Genomic DNA, 20409 nt, shown 5'->3' with positions numbered 1-20409 from the left:
GGGAAGCACAAGCGCACATTGCCCGCCCGGCGGGCCTTTCACTCCTGCCCGCTCTATCCCCTCACGTAGACGTGCTGGGGCAGCCACAGGGCGATCTCCGGAAACGCCATGATGATTACCATTCCGAGCATCATGATCAGGACGAAGGGGACGATCGAACGGTAGATGTCGAGAAGCGAGATTTCCGGCGGTGCCATGGCGCGCATCAGGAACAGGTTGTAGCCGAAGGGCGGCGTCATGTAGGCGATCTGGCAGGTGATCGTGTAGAGCACGCCGTACCAGATCAGGTCGAAGCCGAGCTTGCCCACGAGCGGGATGTAGAGCGGCGCGACGATGACCAGCATGGCCGTGTCGTCGAGGAAGGCCCCCATCACCAGGAACGACACCTGCATCAGGATCAGGATCTGCCAGGGAGACAGACCCATGTCGCCGACCAGCAGCTTCTCGATCGCCTTGACCGCGCCGAGCCCGTCGAACACCGCGCCGAAGCACAGCGCCGCGAGGATGATCCACATGAACATGCACGAGATGCCGAGCGTCTGTTCGAGGACGCGGTTCCACAGGGTCCGTGTCAGCCGTCCCTTGATCCAGGTCGCGAACAGGGCGCCGAGTGCGCCGACCGCCGAGCTCTCGACGAGGCTCGTGACGCCGAGCACGAACAGGCCCATCATCAGGAAGAAGATGAGGAAGGGCAGGATGCCGGCCTGCAGCAGCTTCAGCTTCTCGATCATCGGCATGTCGCGCTCTTCTTTGGTGAGCGCAGGACCGAGGGCGGGGTTGATCCAGCAGCGGATCACCACATAGATGGCGAACAACACCGCGAGCAGCAGGCCGGGGAAGACGCCCGCAAGCCAGAGCTGGCCGACCGGCTGGCGCGCGATCATGCCGTAGAGCACCATGACGACGCTCGGCGGAACGAGAATGCCGAGCGAGCTGCCGGCCTGCACGACGCCGGAGACCATGATCTTGTCGTAGCCGCGGCGAAGCAGTTCCGGAAGCGCGATCGTGGCGCCGATCGCCATGCCGGCGACCGAAAGCCCGTTCATCGCCGAAATCACGACCATGAGCCCGATCGTGCCGAGCGCCAGACCGCCACGCAAGCCGCCGAACCAGACGTGAAATGCCCGGTAGAGGTCTTCGGCAATGCCCGATTCCGACAGCATGTAGCCCATGAAGATGAACATCGGCAGCGTCAGCAGCGCATACCATTTCATTAGCTTCATGCCGGCGGAAAAGCCGAGTTCGAAGCCGCCATTGCCCCAAAGGAAGGCTGCGGCAACGACGCCGACGAAGCCGATGGCGGCGAAGATGCGCTGTCCGGTCAGCATCGACAGCATCATCGAGGTGAACATCAGGAGGGCGATCATCTCGTAGCTCATGCGATCGGTCTCCCGATTGCAAGGGCCAGGTCCTTGAGGAAGATCGATGACGCCTGCAGGAAGGTGAGCACGATGCCGATGACCATCACGATCTTCACCGGCGCCATGTACGGCGACCAGGAGGAATAGCTCGTCTCGCTGAACTTCAGCGCGTAGGCGGTGCTGGAAACGCCGCCGTAAAGGAGGAAGAACAGATAGACGAAGAGCATCAGGATCGTGATGGCGTCAACCACTGCCTTGGTGCGCGTCGACCACCGGCCGTAAAGCAGGTCCATGCGCACATGGCTGTCGAGCTGCAGCGAATAGGCGCCGCCGAGAAGATAGTAGCCCGCCATGACGAATTGGGCCGTCTCCAGCGTCCAGTTGGCCGGCAGCCGCATGGATTTCGACGCCACCGAATAGAGCATGATGCCCATCATGACGAATATGCCGTACATGACGACCCGGCCGACACGGCGATTGAAGCCGTCCACGACACGTACATAGGTCCGGATCGCTTCAGGCATAAGAGCCTCCGCCATCCGTGAGGGTGATCGCCGGCATTGTATCCGCGGCTTCCCCTTGCTTCATTCCCTTCGGCATCTGTTCCCCTTTTGATTATAAGACCATGCCAATTCTCGAACTGCAGGGATCACTCAGGAAGAAATTCGGCCAAGCCCCTCCTGCAGCAATCCGGTGAGATAGGACGCCATGGCCTGCTTGCCGGCCTCGTCCTTCAGAAGGTCGTTGCGGACCTCGATCATGACGTTCGCAAGCCCGGACGGAAGCCCGTGCAGCCTCAGAGTATGGGTGACACCGTCCTGCGGTCCATAGGGCTCGTTGCGCTCGACCCGGAACCCCGCGCCGGCGCCGGCCAGCATCGCGTCGGCAAGCCGGCTATCCTCGTCGTGCAGGATACCGACCTCGACCTCGCGGTGGCGCCCCATGTAGACGGGCGTGAAACTGTGCACCGTCACCAGCACCGTGCGTCGGCCGGCGGCCTTGCGCTCGGCGATGATGGCGTCGATCCGGTCATGGAAGGGAATGTAGAGTGCCGCGGTCCGGGCGTAGCGCTCGGCGACATCGAGATCATGATTGCCCGGAATGTCGTAGATTTCGCTCTTTTCCGGCATCGCGGCGGGCGATTCCGGCGGACGGTTGCAGTCGTAGATCAGTCTGGAAAAGCGCTGGGCGACGAGCGTGGCGTCGAGCGAGCGCGACAGCATCCGGGCCAGGTCGAGCGCGCCGGGGTCCCAGGCGATATGGCTCGACAGGGCCTCTTCGGAAAGCCCGAGATCCCCCGCCCGTTGCGGCAATGTCCGCGACGCGTGCTCGCAGACGAGCAACACGTCTCCCGCCGCCGCCGCACTCTCGACGGAAACTGCGTCCCCGTCGGCGGCCGAAAGAATATCCGTTCTCAAGAGCATTCGGCAATTCTCCCCGGAGGCTTCGCGCCTCTCTACCTTCCGAAGAGAATTCTTCACGATTTGTCACAAGTCAATCCGGTTCTGAAAATTTCTCTTCAATATGCGGATTGACAGCGTGCCGGGCACGGTTGATAAATTTCCCATGGGCCGGCGGAGACCGGACTGGGGAACAAAAAACTCGTGCTCACTACGTCGAAAACAGTCTCGGACGTAATCCACGCGCATTTCGGAGGGCTGACGCCTGCCGAACGGCGGCTGGCGGAGAGTCTGCTCGAGAACTACCCCGTATCGGGCCTGGGCAGCATCACCACCGTCGCGGAAAACGCGGGCGTCTCGACGCCGACCGTCGCGCGCATGGTGCAGAAGCTCGGCTACAAGGGCTACCCGGAGTTCCAGGCGCATCTGCACCACGAGCTCGAGGCCTCGATTTCAAACCCGATCGCCAAGCACGACCGCTGGGCCTCCAACGCGCCGGGCACCCATGTGCTCAACCGCTTCGCCGAAGCGGTGATGAACAACATGCGCCAGACGCTGAGCGAACTCGACGCCGCCACCTTTGACGAGGCGGCAAAGCTCCTCGGCGACAAGAAGCGCAGCATCTATTTCGTCGGCGGCCGCATCACCGGTGCGCTCGCCGAGTACTTCTTCACCCACATGCAGGTCATCCGGCCGAAGACGACGCTGATGTCGTCGAACGCCAGTTCGTGGCCACAGCACGTGCTGAACATGAGCGCCGGCGACGTGCTGGTGATCTTCGACATTCGCCGCTACGAGGCGGACATGGCGACGCTGGCCGCCGTCGCCAAGACCGCCGGCGTACAGATCATCCTCTTCACCGACCAGTGGACCTCGCCGGTCGTCAAGCACGCGCTGCACAGTTTCAAGGTCCAGATCGAAGCGCCGTCCGCCTGGGATTCCTCGGTCGTGACGCTTTTCGTCGTCGAGGCGCTGATCGAGGCGGTCCAGAGCTCGGCATGGGACGAGACCCGCGAGCGCATGAATACACTCGAGGGTCTGTTCGAACAGGCCCGGCTTTTTCGCAAATTGCGTTGATCCAGGAGGGGAAGAGGAAAAACGTTAGAAATCAATAGAGAAGAAGAGCAAGCCGTCCCGGCGCGCGGGGCCGCGAGCTGTCACATAACTATCATCGAACCCGAATATCAGACGCGCGTCGCCTTCAAACAAAACAAGGAGAACTTCCGTGACTAGCCACTTCCGTCGCCTACTCTCGCTTTCGACCGCCATGGTCATCGCCTCCACGGCCGTCGCCGTCGCCGAACCGAGCGCCGAACTCGTCGATGCCGCCAAGAAGGAAGGCTCGCTGACCACGATCGCCCTGCCCCACGACTGGTGCGGCTACGGTGCGGTCATCGAAGGCTTCAAGAAGAAGTACCCGGAAATCAGCGTCAATGAGCTGAACCCCGACGCCGGCTCGGCCGACGAAGTCGAAGCCGTCAAGGCCAACAAGGACAACAAGGGCCCGCAGGCTCCGGACGTCGTCGACGTCGGTCTCGCCTTCGGCCCGCAGATGAAGTCCGAAGGCCTGCTGATGCCCTACAAGGTCTCGACCTGGGACGAAATCCCGGACGGCGTCAAGGACGCCGACGGTTACTGGTACGGCGACTACTACGGCGTGATGTCGCTCATCGTGAACAAGGACCTCGTCAAGGAAACCCCGAAGGACTGGTCCGACCTCCTGAAGGCCGACTACGCAGGCCAGGTCGCGCTTGCCGGTGATCCGCGCGCTTCCAACCAGGCGATCCTCGGCGTTCTCGCCGCTGGTCTCTCGTCCGGCGCCAAGGCCGGCCAGGAAGCCGGTGAAGCCGGTCTGAAGTACTTCGCCGAACTCAACAAGGCCGGCAACTTCGTGCCCGTCATCGGCAAGTCCGGCACGCTCGCCCAGGGCTCGACCCCGATCGTCGTCGCCTGGGACTACAATGCGCTGTCCTGGAAGGACACGCTTGCCGGCAACCCGCCGGTCGACGTCGTCGTTCCGGAGACGGGCGTTCTCGCCGGCGTCTACGTTCAGGGCATCTCGGCCTATGCGCCGCACCCGAACGCCGCCAAGCTCTGGATGGAATACCTCTATTCCGACGAAGGCCAGACCGCATGGCTCGCCGGCTATTGCCACCCGGCCCGCTTCAACGCGATGTCCAAGGCAGGCAAGATCCCGCAGGAACTGCTCGACAAGCTGCCGCCGGCCGCTTCCTACGAGAAGGCCTACTTCCCGACCCTCGAGGAAGTTGACGCCAACAAGGCTGCCGTCACCGGTGGCTGGGACAAGGTCGTCGGCGCCAACGTCCAGTAATTTGCTGTTGTGAAATGCCGCCCCGGTCTTGTGGCCGGGGCGGCTTTTCTCTTCAATGAGAAACGAGAAGTCGCGCTCCAGGCGCGCGAACAGGGGGATGATCACGATGGCGGCGAACAGTACCGTCGACAGCACCACACCACGCCCGGCATTGCGCCTGCCGCTCGAATGGATAGGGGTCGCCCCGTTCTTCCTCTTCGCCCTGCTCTTCCTGATCATGCCGACGATGAAGATCGTCATCGGCGCCTTCCAGACCCCGGACGGCAGCTTCACCCTCGACAACCTGGCCGGTCTGTTCACGCCGTCGATCCTCGCGGCCTACTGGATCTCCATCAAGATCAGCCTCGCCTCGGCGCTCCTCGGCTGCGCGATCGGCTTTGCCATGGCGACCTCGGTCGTCCTCGGCGGCCTGCCCCGCTGGATTCGCGGGCCACTCCTGACCTTTTCGGGCGTCGCCTCGAACTTCGCCGGCGTGCCGCTCGCCTTCGCCTTCCTCGCAACCCTCGGTCCGATGGGGCTTGTCACCGTCTTCCTGCGCACCGAGATCGGCATCGATCTGCGCGCACTCGGCTTCAACCTTCTTTCCTTCTGGGGGCTGACGCTCACCTATCTCTTCTTCCAGATCCCGCTGATGGTGCTGATCATCACGCCTGCGATCGACGGGCTCAAGCGCGAATGGAAGGAGGCCGCCTCCATCCTCGGCGCAAGCAATGCGCAGTACTGGCGCATGGTCGCCTTCCCGATCCTGCTGCCGTCGCTTCTCGGCACCATGGCGCTGCTGTTCGCAAATGCGTTCGGCGCTGTCGCAACCGCGATCGCGCTTACCGGCTCATCGCTGAACATTGTGCCGATCCTGCTCTTTGCGCAGATCCGCGGCGACGTGCTCGGCAATCCCCATCTGGGTTACGCACTCGCCTTCGGCATGATCATGGTCACGGGGGTCGCCAATGCAATCTACATCTGGCTGCGCGCCCGCAGCGAAAGGTGGCTGAAATGAAGAAGCTCTGGGCTTGGGGCGCGCTCGCATTCGGGCTCCTCTATTTCATCCTGCCGCTCGTCGGCATGACCAATTTCTCGCTGAAGATGCGCCGCGGCGAATACTCCTTCGACGCCTATGCCAAAGTGCTCGGCGACACGCAGTTCCAGCAGACCTTCAGCTATTCGGTGACGATGGCGCTTGTGACGATCGTCTTCGGCGTCGTGCTCGTCGTGCCGACCGCCTACTGGGTGCGCCTGCGCCTGCCGTCGCTGCGGCCCTATATCGAATTCGTGACGCTCCTGCCGCTCGTCATTCCGGCGATCGTCATCGTCTTCGGCTATATCCGTCTCTACAACACCTCGAGCTGGCTGCCGCTCACCGGCACGGCCTTCGGCACCAACATCCTGCTGATGTTCGGCTATGCGACGCTGTCGCTGCCCTACATGTACCGCGCGGTCGACACCGGACTTGCCGCCATCGACGTGCGCACACTGACGGAAGCCGCCCAGAGCCTCGGCGCCGGCTGGACCCGCATCCTCTTCCGGATCATCCTGCCAAACGTGCTGATCGCCGTGCTCTCCGGCGCCTTCCTGACCTTCGCCATCGTGATCGGCGAGTTCACCATGGCGGCGCTGCTCAACCGGCCGGCCTTCGGCCCGTACATGCAGCTTCTCGGCGCCAACCGCGCCTACGAGCCGGCCGCACTCGCGGTGATCGCCTTCGGCATCACCTGGGGTTGCCTCGGCCTGATCCAGCTCGTCTCCCGCTTCCAGAAAACAATCCAACGCCCCGCCTGAGGACGAAACGCATGAGCTTCCTGACGCTGACCCACATCCAGAAGTCTTTCGGGCCTGTCAAAGTCGTGCACGACTTCAACATGTCGATCGACAAGGGCGAATTCGTCTCCTTCCTCGGCCCGTCGGGCTGCGGCAAGACGACGATCCTGCGCATGGTCGCCGGTTTCGAGACGCCGACCGGCGGCACGATCACCATCGACGGCCGCGACCAGTCGAGCCTCAAGCCCAACCAGCGCAACATCGGCATGGTCTTCCAGGCCTATGCGCTGTTTCCGAACATGAACGTCTTCGACAACGTCGCCTTCGGCCTGAAAATCCACGGCATGGCCAAGGCCGACATCGAGAAGCGCGTGAAGGAGATGCTGGAACTCATCCATCTCGGACATCTCGCCGAGCGCTATCCCTACCAGCTCTCGGGTGGCCAGCAGCAGCGCATCGCGCTCGCCCGGGCGCTCGCGCCGAAGCCGCAGGTGCTGCTCCTCGACGAGCCGCTCTCCGCACTCGACGCCAAGATCCGCGTCTCGCTCCGCGAGGAAATCCGCCAGATCCAGCAGCAGCTCGGCATCACGACGATCTTCGTCACCCACGACCAGGAGGAGGCTCTCTCGATCTCCGACCGCGTGGTGGTGATGAATGCCGGCCGCGCCGACCAGATCGGCACGCCCTTCGAGATCTACAACAAGCCGGCGACCCGCTTCGTCGCCTCCTTCGTCGGAACGCTGAACATCATCGACGCCGTCGTCGCCGATCCCGCCGCCTCGACGGTGCGCATCGGCGAAGAAGTGATCTCGCTCAAGGAATCGCTTGCCGCGAACAAGACCGGCACGACCGTCCAGCTCGCGCTCAGGCCGGAAGCGGCCTCCCTCACCGAACGGCCGAACGGCAACCTCTCGCTCACGGGCCGGGTCGTCTCCAGCCACTTCCTCGGCTCGGTCATCCGCACCGGCGTCAGCGTCGGCGGCAACGTCGTCTCCTTCGACAGCTTCAACGACCCGGGCGTCAAGCCGCCGGCCGTCGGGGAAACGGTTGCGCTGCGCCTCGACGCCGGCGATCTCCTGCTGCTTCGCGAGTGACTTTTGGCCGCGGACGGCGGACGCCGCCCGCGCCAGTTTCCCTCCAGCTTGGGCCTCTACGATGCCGCCCGGCAAGGGGATAAGCGACATGAGCACGAACGCCGACGACCGGTCTCTGGCCGGGCGGTTCAGGGATGAATTTCTGCGCTGGAAGAACGGTTCGGTCACACGCCGGCATTTCCTTGGCGTCACCGGTCTCGGCCTCGCCGCGGCGATGCTCGGCGGGACCCCGACGCTCCCCGGCAGAGCCTCCGCCGCCGATCTCGGTCGCCGCGTCTCGCTCGCCACCTGGCCGAACTACCATGACCCCGCCTCCTTCGAGGCCTTCACGGCGGCGACCGGCGTCGAGGTGGACGTCAGGGCCTACGGTTCCAACGAAGACATGTACGCGGCCATCAGCTCGGGAGCCTACGCCTGCGATCTCTGCGTCCCGACCAATTACGCAATCCCGAACTACATGGCTCGCGGACTGCTGGACGAGATCGAACTCGGCCGGGTCCGCAATTTCGACGCCTCGGCGACCGATACCCGCCTCGCCTCGGCAGGGACCGTCAACGGCAGGATCTATGCCCTGCCGAAGAACTGGGGCACCACCGGCTTCGCGATCAACAGCGGCCGTATCGGCAGCGCCGTCACTCGCTGGAAAGACTTCTTCGACCTCGCGCAGACGGACGCCAGCGGCCGCACGATCATCCACGACTACCAACTGACGGCCGTCGGCAACGCCCTTGTCGCGCTCGGCTATTCTTTCAACTCGGTCGACCCGCAGGAACTCGAAAAGGCCGAGGAGCTGCTGATCCGGGTCAAGCCGCATCTCTACGCGATCGACAGCGACTATCAGGCGCCGATGCGCTCGGAGGACGCCTGGCTCAGCATGTGCTGGGTCAGCGACGCCGCCCAGCTCCACCGCGACTTACCCGAGGTCGAATACGTGATCGGTGCCGACGGCGGCGAACTCTGGTGCGATTTCTACGCGATCCCGACGGCGGCCCCGCACAAGGCGGCTGGCTATGCCCTGCTGAATTTCCTCCTCGATCCGGCGGTGGCCGTGCGGGAGCACATCGCCAACGGCGCGCCGACGACCGACAGCCGCGTGCTGGCCCTGCTGCCGGAAGAAGTGACCTCCAACCGCATCGTCTATCCGGAAAAGGCGGCGCTCAGCCCACTCGAGTTCGGCGCCGCCGTCACCATGTTCGATGCCAGACGGAACGACGTGATGGAACGCTTCAGGGCCGCCTGACACTGTTCGGGATCAAGGATTTCCGTTTGCGGCCAATAGCTTGCCGCAGAAACCGGAATCACTTCGCGACGGTCTTGAAGCATGGCTGGGGATCCCGCCGCCGCGGCGAATTCGAATCCGAAATCAACCGCTTGCCGGCGGGCGTTGAATCAAAGTCTCGGCGTCTCAGGCGGCGTCATCCGTGCGCTCGTCCGCCTTCACCGGCACGTAGTTGAGCACCGGCCCGAGCCAGCGTTCGACCTCCGAAACCGCCATGCCCTTGCGCGCGGCATAGTCCTCGACCTGGTCCCGCTCCACCTTCGCCACCCCGAAATAGTAGCTCTCGGGATGCGCGATGTAGAGGCCGGAGACCGACGAGCCGGGCCACATGGCGTAGCTTTCGGTGAGCTCCACGCCGGTCGCGGCCTCGGCGTCCAGGAGGTCGAAGAGCGTCCGCTTCTCGGTGTGGTCCGGCTGGGCGGGATAGCCGGGCGCCGGCCGGATGCCGGCATAGGCCTCGCCGATCAGCTCCTCGTTCGTCAGCGCCTCGTCCGCGGCATAGCCCCAGAACTCGCGCCGCACGCGCTCGTGCATCCGCTCGGCGAAGGCTTCCGCCAGGCGGTCGGCGAGCGCCTTGACGAGGATCGAGGAATAGTCGTCGTTCGCCCGCTCGAAGCGCTCGGCGATCGCGATCTCCTCGAAGCCCGCGGTCACCACGAAGCCGCCGACATAATCGGCAACTCCGCTCGCCGCCGGCGCGACGAAGTCGGAAAGGGCGACGTTCGGCCGTCCCTCCCGCTTCGAAACCTGCTGGCGGAGCGTATGGAAGGTCGCAAGCGTCTCGCTCCGGCTCTCGTCGGTGAAGAGGCGGATGTCGTCGCCGACGGCATTCGCCGGCCAGAAGCCGATCACGGCGCGCGGACGGAACCAGCCCTCCGCGACGATCTTGTCGAGCATCTCCCGCGCATCGGCGAAGAGCTGGCGCGCCGCCTCGCCCTGGCTCTCGTCTTCGAGGATCGCGGGATAGCGTCCCTTCAGCTCCCACGTCTGGAAGAAGGGCGTCCAGTCGATGTAGTCGACGAGTTCCGCGACGTCATAGTGGTCGAAGACCTTCGTGCCGAGGAAGCTCGGCTTTGCCGGCCGGTACGTCTCCCAGTCGGGTTTCATCGCGTTCTCGCGGGCACGGGCGAGCGGCAGCCGCTGCTTCTCGCGCTCCGACCGCGCATGTGCCTCCGCCACCTTCTGGTATTCGGCGCGAACCGTCTCGACATAGCCGTCCTTCGCCTCCGGCGAGAGCAGTGCCGAGACGACGCCGACGGCCCGGCTCGCATCGGTCACGTAGACCGCCTGTCCGCGTTTGTATTGCGGGCTCACCTTGACGGCCGTGTGGACGCGGCTCGTCGTCGCCCCGCCGATCAGCAGCGGAATGTCGAAGCCGTCCCGCTCCATCTCGGAAGCCACATGCACCATCTCGTCCAGCGAGGGGGTGATCAGGCCGGACAGTCCGATGATGTCGACCTTCTCGGCGATTGCCGTTTCGAGGATCTTCGAAGCCGGCGCCATGACGCCGAGATCGATGATCTCGTAATTGTTGCAGGCGAGCACGACGCCGACGATGTTCTTGCCGATGTCGTGAACGTCGCCCTTGACCGTCGCCATCAGCACCTTGCCGGCGCTCTGGCGCTGATCGCCGCCATTCAGCCGCTTCTCTTCCTCCATATAGGGAAGGAGGACCGCGACGGCCTGTTTCATCACGCGAGCGGATTTCACCACCTGCGGCAGGAACATCTTGCCCGACCCGAAGAGGTCGCCGACCACGTTCATGCCCGCCATCAGCGGGCCCTCGATCACGTGCAGCGGACGTTCGGCGGCAAGGCGCGCCTCTTCCGTATCGGCCTCGATGAAATCGGTGATGCCGTTGACGAGCGCGTGCTCCAGCCGCTTCTCGACCGGCCATTCGCGCCAGGTGAGATCCTGCGCCCTCGCCTCCTTGCCGACCGCGCCGCGGAAGCGCTCGGCGATCTCCAGCAGCCGCTCGGTGGCATCCCTGCGGCGGTTCAGCACCACGTCCTCGCAGGCCTCCTTCAGCTCCGGATCGATGCTCTCGTAGACCGCGAGCTGGCCGGCATTGACGATGCCCATGTCCATGCCCGCCTGGATGGCGTGATAGAGGAACACGGCGTGCATCGCCTCGCGCACCGGCTCGTTGCCGCGGAAGGAGAAGGAAAGGTTGGAGACGCCGCCCGAGATGTGCACCAGCGGCATCGTCTCGCAGATGGTGCGGGCCGCCTCGATGAAGTCGACGCCGTAATTGTCGTGCTCCTCGATGCCGGTCGCAACCGCGAAGATGTTCGGGTCGAAGATGATGTCCTCCGGCGCAAAGCCGGCCTCCTCGGTGAGCAGCCTGTAGGCCCGCTCGCAGATTGCGACCTTTCGCGCATAGGTGTCCGCCTGCCCGTCTTCGTCGAAGGCCATCACCACGACCGCCGCGCCGTAGTTGCGGACGAGCCGCGCCTGGGCGAGGAAGTTCTCTTCTCCCTCCTTGAGCGAGATCGAGTTCACCACCGCCTTGCCCTGCACGCATTTCAGGCCCGCCTCGATGATCGCGAACTTCGACGAGTCAATCATCACCGGCACGCGGGCGATATCCGGCTCGGCGGCGATCAGGTTCAGGAACTCGACCATCGCCCCTTCGGAATCGATGAGCCCCTCGTCCATGTTGACGTCGATGATCTGGGCGCCGTTCTCCACCTGGTCGCGGGCGACCGAGAGGGCGCTCGCATAGTCGCCGGCGGTGATCAGCTTGCGGAATTTCGCCGATCCGGTGACGTTCGTCCGCTCGCCGACATTGACGAAGGGAATGTCCTTCGTCAGCACGAAGGGTTCGAGCCCGGAGAGCGACATGAAGGGCCGGTGCTCGGGGACCTGCCGCGGTGCCGAGCCGGCGACGGCATCGGCGATCGCCCGGATGTGTTCGGGCGTCGATCCGCAACAGCCGCCGACGACGTTGACGAGCCCCTCGCGCGCAAACGCCGCGACCTGGCGGGCCATGTCGTCGGGCGTCTCGTCATACTGCCCGAATTCGTTCGGCAACCCGGCATTCGGATAGGCGCAGATGAAGGTGTCGGCGACGCCCGAAAGCTCCTGCAGGTGCGGCCGCATGGCATCCGCCCCGAGTGCGCAGTTGAGGCCAATGGTGAAGGGCCGCGCGTGACGGACGGAGTACCAGAAGGCCGAGGGCGTCTGGCCCGACAGCGTTCGGCCGGAAAGGTCGGTGATCGTGCCGGAAATCATCACCGGCAGGCGAATGCCCTTCTCCGCGAAACGCTCCTCGCAGGCGAAGATCGCCGCCTTGGCGTTCAGCGTGTCGAAGATCGTCTCGATCAGGATGATGTCGGCGCCACCATCGATCAGCCCGTCGATCTGCTCGCCGTATGCGAGCCGCAGGTCGTCGAAGCGGACGGCGCGGTAGCCCGGATTGTTGACGTCAGGCGAGATCGAGGCGGTGCGGTTGGTCGGCCCGATCGCGCCCGCCACGAAGCGGCGCCGGCCGTCCTCGCGCTCGGCCCGGATCGCCGCGCGCCGTGCGACCCGTGCGCCCTCGCGGTTGAGGTCGTAGACCGCCCCTTCCATCCGGTAGTCCGCCTGGGCGATGCGGGTCGAGGAAAAGGTGTTGGTCTCGAGGATATCCGCGCCGGCCCTGGCGTAGCGATAGTGGATTTCCTCGATCGCATCCGGCTGGGAGAGCGTCAGAAGGTCGTTGTTGCCCTGCTGGTGGCAGGCGCAGCCGATGAAGCGCTCGCCGCGAAAGTCGTCCTCGCCGAAACGAAGCTCCTGGATCTGCGTGCCCATGGCGCCGTCGATGATCAGGATGCGCTCGCGCGCGGCCCTGGCGAGTGCGGCCGAAATCTCCGCCCCGTCGCGTTTGATGACGTCCGTATCAAACAATTTGTCGAGCATGGCGCACTCCCCTGTTCCGATCGCGACATCCGCAAATCACATAAAGATATGTTTATGTCAACATGCGTTTATTTTTCACCTGTCAAAACGCAACTTCCGACGCCGCAACAAGTTCCCGTGGTGACACGACCGCGACGGGCCGATATAGGATTCAACCGATTAGATGCGCTGGGGCCGATCGGCCCCGAGGAGGAAGTCATGCCAGAAACCGCCAAGCACACCGGTCTCGCCTATCGCTGGGCCGATCGCCCCTATCACCGCAAATGGCTTCTCGACCGGGCGGATGAGCTTTTCGACGTCTTCCAGTTCGCGAGCATCAATCCGAAGGGCGGCTTCTTCGACCTGAAGCGCGACGGCACGCCGCTTGTCGTCGACAATCCGGTCCGCGGCATCCACACCGCCGCCCGCATGGTCCACTGCTTTGCGATCGGCGACCTCTTCGGCCGGCCCGGATCGGCCGACGTCGTCGACCACGGCATGCAGTTCCTCTGGAACCGGCACCGCGACCAGCAGCACGGCGGCTATTTCTGGCAGGTGGACGACAACGGCCCGGTCGATGCCAGCAAGCAGGGCTACGGCCACGCCTTCGTACTGCTCGCCGCCTCCTCCGCCAAGATCGTCGGCCATCCGCTCGCCGAAGCCATGCTCGACGACGTCACCGAAATCCTTGAGGCCCGTTTCTGGGAGGATGCCCACGGGGCGATCGCAGAGGAGTTTTCCGCCGACTGGTCGCCGGTCCCCGGCTATCGCGGACAGAATTCCAACATGCACCTCACCGAGGCGCTGATGGCCGCGTTCGAGGCGACCGGCGAGCGTCACTACCTCGACAAGGCGGAACGCATCGCCGATCTCGTCATCCGCCGTCGCGCCGGCGAATGCGGCTGGCGGGTGCCGGAGCATTTCGACGAGAACTGGCAGCTCGACCGCGACTACCGCGGCAACGAGATGTTCCGCCCCTCCGGCACCACGCCCGGCCACTGGCTCGAATGGGCCCGCCTCGTCCTGCAGCTCTGGGTGCTCGGCGGCAAGCGCCACGACTGGATGGCGGAGGCCGCCCGCGGCCTGTTCTTCCAGTCGATGTCCCTCGGCTGGGACCGCACGCACGGCGGCTTCTTCTACACGCTCGACTGGGAGAACGCGCCCGCCCGCCGCTCGAAACTCTGGTGGCCACTCTGTGAGGGCGCCGGCGCCGCCCACTACCTCGCCGAACACCTGCCGAGCGATTTCCATGAGGAGAGCTACCGCCGCATCTGGAGCTTCATCGCCCGCAACAGCCTCGACCGCACCCACGGCGGCTGGTTCGAGGAACTGACGGAGGATCTTTCGCCGGCGACCACCATCTTCCCCGGCAAGGGCGACATCTACCACGCGCTCCAGGCCTGCCTCATCCCGCTCTTCCCGGCGACCGCAAGCCTCACGCGGGTGATCTCCGAAACCGGCGGCCCGACCTTGGAGGTTTGAGGCCTTCCATTCTCCCCCTGGGTGGGGGAGACTTCGGAGCGAGGCGACCTGACGGAGCGTGTTTGTGGATCCTCGGGTCAAGCCCGAGGATGACAATCTCTCATGTGCGCGGGGTGCGTTGCAGATATCTCCGCGCTCCAGGACGTCCGCTTTGCGCACCGAGTCCCCCCACCCTCGGTCATCCTCGGGCTTGACCCGAGGATCCAGACCCGATGACGACCCCTCACTCCTGCCGTGGCTCGACGAGGCTGCCGTCGCTCAGCGTGTCGCTCGGATGCAGGATCACCACGTCGCCGGGCGCGAGCCCCGAGAGCACCTCGGCGTGCTCGTCGTTCATGTGGCCGATGCCGACCTCCGTCTGGCGGGCGCGGCCGTCGCGGATGACGAAGAGGCTCCAGTTGCGGCCGTCGCGAAAGAGCGCGCTCAGCGGCACCTGCAGCACATCATCCCCTTCCCAGAGCGTCAGCCGCGCATAGACGCGGAAATTGTGACCGAGCCGCGGATCGCTCTCCTGAAGGTCGAGCACGAGGTTGACGCGCTGCTCCTCGATGCCGAGCGCCGAAACCTTGGTGAAGCCGGCCGGGTCGATGCGTCGCACGACCGCCGGCAGCACCCGTTCGCCGCCCCAGTCGACGATCTCCGCCCTGGCACCCGGCGCGATCCGCACCGCGTCGGAGGACAGAAGATCGACCGCCACCTCCAGATCCGACGGATCACCGATCTCGGCGATCTTGGTGCCGGTCGCGACCGGCTGCTCGCTCTTTGCGAAGACCGTCAGCACCACGCCGTCAACCGGCGCCGTCACGTAGACGCAACAGCTGCGCTCGCTCGCCGCCGGAGCCGATTCCGGCTGGACCAGGCGTGCCTCGGCGCTCGCGAGCTCGGCCTTGCGAAGCTCGATCGCCGCTCCCGCCGAGGCAAGCTGCGCCTCCAGTACCTCGACGTCCGTGCGTGCCTTCTGCAACTGGCTCTCGGCGATATAGCGGGTCTTGGCGAGCTGGACGGCGCGTTCGAGGTTGTCGCGCGCGAAATCGAGGTCGGACTTGATCCGCCGGTAATCGGTCTCCGACATCGAGACAGAGGCCCGCGCGGCATCACGCGCGGCGGCAAGCTCCGCCTCGCTGCGGCGGTCGATCAGCGGCGGGTCGAGCGGATGGATCGCTGCGACCAGCGTCACGTCCGCTTTGACCCGGTCGCCCTCGTCGAGCACTGTGCGGGCGAGATGGCCGGCGATCGGCGCCGAGACGGTGTAGACGTCGCGCACCCGCGTAATGCCCTCCTGCGAGATCATCACCCTGAGCCCCCCGCGCTCCACGACGCCGGTATCGACCGGCTGCGGCTTTTCCCTGAGAGCATAGACGAACCCCGCGATGATCGCGGCGACGATCAGCAGGAAGCCCGCCCGTTTCAGCCATTTGGACCACATGCACCTTACTCCCTGGACTTCAGGACACTCACGAGATCGAGCCTGTCGATGCGCCGCCGGACGACCAGCGCCGAGACCAGCGACGCGCCCATGACGACGAGGCTCGAGATCGCGAACGTAGCGGAATTGACGACGAAGGGGACACGAAAGAGGTCGCTGGTGAGCCCTTCGATCACCAGCTTCGAAAACAGGTAGCCGAGCGCCCAGCCGAGCGGCTGCGCGACGAGCACGACGACCGACAGTTCGGTGAGCAGCACGCTCGACACCTCCGTCCGCGTAAACCCGAGCACCCTGAGGCTCGCCAGTTCCCGCGCCCGTTCCGAAAGCTGGATGCGGGCGGAGTTGTAGATGAGCCCGAAGGCAACGATGACGGCAAGCGTCGTATAGACCGTCGTCATCATCGCGATGTTCCTCTCGATCGTCGCCCGGAACTGCTCCCGCGAGAGCCCGATCAGCATGATGTAGGCGACCGCCGGCGTGTTCTTGACGCTCTCGTAGAGTGCCTCCTTCAGCGAGGCGTCGACGGAGATCCGCGCGCCCGAGATCCGCCGGCCGTCGCCGATCAGCCGGTCGAGCGCGTCGATGCGCATATAGGCGTCGATGCCGACGAGGCTCTGCACGATGCCGGTCACCGGCACGTTGATCCGCCGGTGGTCCTTCTCGACCAGCTCCACCTCCACCATGTCGCCGACCTTCAGCTCCAGCGCCTCGGCGACGCGGCCGATGACGAGAAGCCCCGAGAACGGCGGCTCGATCGGCCGCATCTGCGCATCCATGATCCGCCCGAGCTCGCCGCCCTCCGGCATGCCGAGGATGGCGAGGTCCTTCTCGTGGTTCTTGTTGCGCAGCTTGACGGCGATCGAGCGGAACGGCTCGGCCCGCGTCACCCCCGGCATGTGGCGGATGGCGTCGAGGGCGGCCGGCGACCGCTCCCGGTCGAGCCGGAGCGTCGCGTCCTGCCGCTCCATCCGGAAGAAGATCTGCTCCACCATGTAGTCGACGGAGTCCGACGAGAACATCGCCACCACGAGGAGCGACACCGAAAGCGCAACACCGAGCGAGGTGAGCAGCGAGCGCACCGGCGTGCGGATGATCTGCCTGACTGCCATGATCGTCAGCTGCGAGAACAGCCTGGAGCTCAGCTGCCGATGGAAGAGCGAGCGGAACCGCACCGGCGCCGGCGGCCGCATCGCCACCGCCGCCGGCAGCACGATCACCGACCAGATCGCCTTGCCGGCACCCACGACCGCAGCGGCAACGCTGACGCCGCCCGAAATCGCGTAGAGATCGACGCTCTCGCGGAAGATCAGGAACGGAAACGAGAAGAATTCCGCATAGAGCCGCGTCAGCCCGCGGCCGATCCAGTTGCCGGCGACGAAGCCGATCGCGACCCCGATCAGCGCGATCACGATGGTGAGCTTGGCATAATGCCAGCCGACCTCGAAATCGCGGTAGCCGAGCGCTTTCAGAAGCCCGATCTGCTCGCGCTCCAGCGTGATCAGCCGCGTCAGGATCATGTTGACGAGGAAGGCCGCGACGAAGAGGAAGATCGGCGGGATGATCGCCGCCATGGCGCGCAGCTGGATGAGCTCGTTGTCGAGGAAGGTGTGCGAGATCTGGTCCTTGCGCAGATACGTGCCCTGCCCGCCATAGGGATCGAGCAGATCGTCGATCGCGGAGATCAGATGATCGGTATCGGCACCGCGCAGCACGGTGAACGACGCGTTGTTGAAGGCGCCGTCCATGTCCATGACGCCCTCGAGCGCCGTGCGGGTCATGTAGAAGACGCCGAAACGATGCGGGTCGGGCACCATGTCGCCGGGGCCGATCGCGTAGATGTATTCGGGCGAAAGCACGATGCCGGTCACCGTCAGGGTCTGCTTGCGGCCGTTCATGATCGCCTCGAAGGTGCTTCCCTGCGTCAGCCGGTGCGCGAGCGCGAAGCTTTCGAGCACCGCCGCCTCGTGCGGACGGTCCGGCTCCGGCAGCCGGCCGCTGCGGATATAGAGCCGGTTGACCGCCGGCTGGCCGTTGTCCGGGATCGAGACGGCGATGCCGGTGGCGGGCTCCGCCATGCCGGGCATGTCGAGCAGCACGTAGTCGACGATCCTCAAGTCCACGCCGCCCACCCCCTCGATCGCGGCGATGCGTTCCTTGAGGTTGAGCGGCGCCCGGTTCGCCGTGACGAACAGGTTGCCGAACCGGTAGCGCTCGTAGAAGACCGCGCGCGTCTCCTCGAGCGAGCGATAGGCGCCGATCGCCAGGATGATCGTCATCACCCCGCAGGCCATGACGAGCGCGACCGCCAGCACCTGGGCCCAGAGCCTCAGGATGTCGCGAAGGAGCTTGCGGTCGAGCATCGACATAGCGTGTCACCAGACCACGGAGGAAGGCGGCAGGCGCTCGGTATTGATGACCGTCTCGGCGATCCGCCCGTCGTGGAAGGTGAGCACGCGGTGGGCGATCTGCCGGATCGCCGCATTGTGGGTGATGATCGCCGTCGTCGTCTTGAGCTCCTCGTTGATCCGGCAGAGTGCTTCCAGCACCAGGATGCCGGTCTTCGAGTCGAGCGCGCCGGTCGGCTCGTCGCAGAGCAGCACCTCCGGTCGCTTGGCGATCGCCCGGGCGATCGCCACCCGCTGCTGCTCGCCGCCGGAAAGCTGCGCGGGAAAATGGTCCATCCGCTCCTTCAGCCCCACCATCTCCAGCGCCTCGCCGGGCTTCATCGGGTTGCGCGAGATCTCGGTGACGAGGGCCACGTTTTCCCATGCGGTCAGGCTCGGGATCAGGTTGTAGAACTGGAAGACGAAGCCGACATGGTCGCGCCGGTAGAGCGTCAGTTGCCGCTCGGAGAGGCTCGTCAGCTCGTGATCGGCGAAGCGGACCCGGCCCGATGTCGCCTGGTCGAGCCCGCCCATGATGTTGAGAAGGGTCGACTTGCCGCTGCCGGACGGCCCGAGCAGCACGAGGATTTCCCCCCCTTCGAGGGTGAGGTTGATGCCGCGCAAGGCCTGAACCACCACGTCGCCGGTTTGATACGACTTGGTGACGTTCTCGACGAGGAAAAGCGGCTCGGTCATGTCTCACCTTACAGCATGTGACGCGACCATAAAGCAGGTCGGCCGGGCCCGCGTTGACAAAAGTCAACGGCGGACCGCCCGCCGGCAAGCTTCGCGCCAGTTTTGCAGCCTAGCACTTGCTTGCAGGAAACGAGCATTGGGGGCATACTCGCCAACCGCGAATGCAGCCCTGTCGTGCAGACTGATCATGAGGATCTGTGATGGCGTATGATTGGAGTGGCGTGCGTACCCAGCGTATCAGGAGACTGAAACTGGCAGCGATCACCGTGGTCGGCCTTTTCATCATCTCGGCCCCCGTGCTGGCCTTTTCCTGACAATTCGAAGAAACCCGGCCGCCGATGGCGGCGGCGGTGCTCTCCTGAGAGCGGCGAGTTCCCTTGCCGGGTTTGCCGCGCGAGCACTGCGCGGACACCATGTCATCATCTTGCCCGTAGCCCGCTCGCGCCAAGACCGAATGGCAGCGATGGACGACGACCGCGCGGTGTATCAATCGATCCGGAAAGCCGGGGGCCTCCGACTGTCTATCGCGACGATTGACCGATCCGTACGGTCGCTTCGACCCCGGAGTGTACCGAGATAACCGCAGCACTTCCGCCGCACGAAAAGTGGCGCGCGAGATGATGCAATTCCATCACGAGCACGAGAAATCGCCACTCCAACACTGAATTGCATATGGCAACGTGGCGCGAATCATTCCGCTCTGCTTAGATGACATCCTGTTGTTTGCGTTGGAATAAGCCGGGATAGGGCTGGACCGATCAGGCCGAACCGACCGGTCAAAATTATTAGATGAGGCTTTTTTATGACGTTCTTTTTGGGGCCGCTATCGACGCGTGGCATTCTTGCCTTCGTGCGCCAAAGACTTGGCGCAGTAGCCACTGCAATTGCAGCATTCCTGTTCCTTGTCGTGGGGACATCGTCCCCGGCCCTGGCCGCTACTTGCACGCAGCAAACCGGCTACTCGCCGAATGTGTCCTCCGGCAGCACTCAGGTCGCCTACGCGATACTCTCCGCCGGCAGCACTGTCACAATAACCTCGCCGAGCGGCTACGTCAATTATACTGCCCAACCGGTGGGCTCCGCCTACTCTTACGTCTTTGCGGCAAGCCCCGCGCAGGTGACGGTAGCGACGGCCGGCACATATGACTTGCTTGCATATGCCGTGACCTCCTCTAATAACCTTACTTGGAGCGGCACGGTGCAAGTCGACTGCCCACTGCCCGCACCTGTCGCCGGTGCGGTCACCGCGACGGTTGCGGCCAATTCCTCGGCCAATCCGATCACGCTCGACATCAGCGGCGGCTCCGCAGCGTCCGTCGCA

14 protein-coding genes are annotated in these 20409 nt (G+C 64.7%); 7 read left to right on the top strand and 7 right to left on the bottom strand.

All coding sequences use genetic code 11. The features are described from left to right. Positions 1 to 53 precede the first annotated feature (53 nt). From DFR48_RS01635 to DFR48_RS01625, 3 genes are all read right to left on the bottom strand, one after another. Positions 54 to 1379, bottom strand: a complete 1326-nt coding sequence (locus tag DFR48_RS01635) for a TRAP transporter large permease (protein ID WP_112688003.1) — start codon at positions 1377 to 1379, stop codon at positions 54 to 56. Next, positions 1376 to 1885: a TRAP transporter small permease subunit gene (locus DFR48_RS01630; RefSeq protein WP_114361403.1), complete on the bottom strand. Its 510-nt coding sequence runs from the start codon at positions 1883 to 1885 to the stop codon at positions 1376 to 1378. The genes DFR48_RS01635 and DFR48_RS01630 overlap by 4 nt, the downstream gene beginning before the upstream one ends. Before the next feature lie 129 nt (positions 1886 to 2014). Beyond that, positions 2015 to 2785, bottom strand: coding sequence for an N-formylglutamate amidohydrolase (locus tag DFR48_RS01625; protein ID WP_114361402.1), 771 nt, complete (start codon positions 2783 to 2785; stop codon positions 2015 to 2017). A gap of 180 nt (positions 2786 to 2965) precedes the next feature. Here DFR48_RS01625 and DFR48_RS01620 point away from each other — a divergent pair, with 180 nt between their 5' ends. The 6 genes from DFR48_RS01620 (at position 2966) to DFR48_RS01595 (ending at position 9182) form a co-directional block, all read left to right on the top strand. Continuing rightward, complete coding sequence (locus tag DFR48_RS01620; RefSeq protein ID WP_114361401.1) at positions 2966 to 3838, top strand: MurR/RpiR family transcriptional regulator; 873 nt, start codon at positions 2966 to 2968, stop codon at positions 3836 to 3838. Positions 3839 to 3986: 148 nt separating this feature from the next. Continuing rightward, complete coding sequence (locus DFR48_RS01615; RefSeq protein WP_114361400.1) at positions 3987 to 5093, top strand: ABC transporter substrate-binding protein; 1107 nt, start codon at positions 3987 to 3989, stop codon at positions 5091 to 5093. Between the two features lie 106 nt (positions 5094 to 5199). Continuing rightward, the gene (locus DFR48_RS01610; protein ID WP_114361810.1) at positions 5200 to 6090 is read left to right on the top strand and encodes an ABC transporter permease; all 891 of its coding nucleotides are present in this window, start codon (positions 5200 to 5202) and stop codon (positions 6088 to 6090) included. Continuing rightward, on the top strand, positions 6087 to 6869 hold the full coding sequence (locus DFR48_RS01605; protein ID WP_114361399.1) for an ABC transporter permease: 783 nt from the start codon (positions 6087 to 6089) through the stop codon (positions 6867 to 6869). Before DFR48_RS01610 ends, DFR48_RS01605 begins: the two co-directional genes overlap by 4 nt. A gap of 11 nt (positions 6870 to 6880) precedes the next feature. Beyond that, positions 6881 to 7942, top strand: coding sequence for an ABC transporter ATP-binding protein (locus tag DFR48_RS01600; protein WP_114361398.1), 1062 nt, complete (start codon positions 6881 to 6883; stop codon positions 7940 to 7942). An 88-nt stretch (positions 7943 to 8030) separates the two neighbouring features. Continuing rightward, complete coding sequence (locus tag DFR48_RS01595; RefSeq protein ID WP_114361397.1) at positions 8031 to 9182, top strand: ABC transporter substrate-binding protein; 1152 nt, start codon at positions 8031 to 8033, stop codon at positions 9180 to 9182. 165 nt (positions 9183 to 9347) lie between these two features. Here DFR48_RS01595 and metH read toward each other — a convergent pair whose 3' ends face one another. Further along, the gene (metH, locus tag DFR48_RS01590; protein ID WP_114361396.1) at positions 9348 to 13121 is read right to left on the bottom strand and encodes a methionine synthase; all 3774 of its coding nucleotides are present in this window, start codon (positions 13119 to 13121) and stop codon (positions 9348 to 9350) included. Between the two features lie 198 nt (positions 13122 to 13319). On the opposite strand from metH, the gene DFR48_RS01585 reads away from it, so the two are divergent. Continuing rightward, positions 13320 to 14582: an AGE family epimerase/isomerase gene (locus DFR48_RS01585; protein ID WP_114361395.1), complete on the top strand. Its 1263-nt coding sequence runs from the start codon at positions 13320 to 13322 to the stop codon at positions 14580 to 14582. 223 nt (positions 14583 to 14805) lie between these two features. Here DFR48_RS01585 and DFR48_RS01580 read toward each other — a convergent pair whose 3' ends face one another. From DFR48_RS01580 to DFR48_RS01570, 3 genes are read right to left on the bottom strand one after another with little or no spacing between them, the layout of a single operon-like run. Next, positions 14806 to 16008: an efflux RND transporter periplasmic adaptor subunit gene (locus tag DFR48_RS01580; protein ID WP_114361394.1), complete on the bottom strand. Its 1203-nt coding sequence runs from the start codon at positions 16006 to 16008 to the stop codon at positions 14806 to 14808. A gap of 5 nt (positions 16009 to 16013) precedes the next feature. Next, positions 16014 to 18374 (bottom strand): ABC transporter permease, encoded by a 2361-nt coding sequence (locus DFR48_RS01575; RefSeq protein WP_114361393.1) that lies wholly within the window; start codon positions 18372 to 18374, stop codon positions 16014 to 16016. Positions 18375 to 18380: 6 nt separating this feature from the next. Further along, entirely contained in the window at positions 18381 to 19088 is a 708-nt protein-coding gene (locus tag DFR48_RS01570; protein WP_114361392.1) for an ABC transporter ATP-binding protein, read from the bottom strand. Positions 19089 to 20409: the final 1321 nt, after the last annotated feature.

The organism is Ciceribacter lividus (genome assembly GCF_003337715.1).
GTDB classification, from domain to species: Bacteria; Pseudomonadota; Alphaproteobacteria; order Rhizobiales; family Rhizobiaceae; genus Allorhizobium; species Allorhizobium lividum.
This window is presented reverse-complemented; position numbering and strand designations above follow the sequence as displayed.